Annotated in this window: 1 protein-coding gene; it reads left to right on the forward strand. The window is 46.8% G+C overall.

From position 1 onward, the window contains the following. The coding region (locus tag SB775_RS29920) for a GNAT family N-acetyltransferase (protein ID WP_410864879.1) at positions 1 to 269 on the forward strand (269 nt) is incomplete at both ends.

Here is a 269-nt window from a genome sequence, read left to right on the forward strand (position 1 = left end):
TCCAGATGCGAAGGCAGTCCATTAAAACGAAGCGCACATCAAGTGGAGTTCGGCGTCGGAGTGCTCAAACAGTATTGGGGTTATCGTATCGGCCGCAAGCTCTTGGAGTCATCGATCGAGTGGGCGGATGGCCAAGGGATCAAGAAGATAAGCTTAAAAGTGCTTGAAAGCAATGAAAAAGCGATAGAGCTGTATAAACAATGCGGTTTTAAAGTGGAAGGTACGCTGAAAATGGACAAGCGCTTAGCGGATGGAAACTATTACGATAC

The sequence above is a fragment of the Peribacillus sp. SIMBA_075 genome (assembly GCF_046534585.1).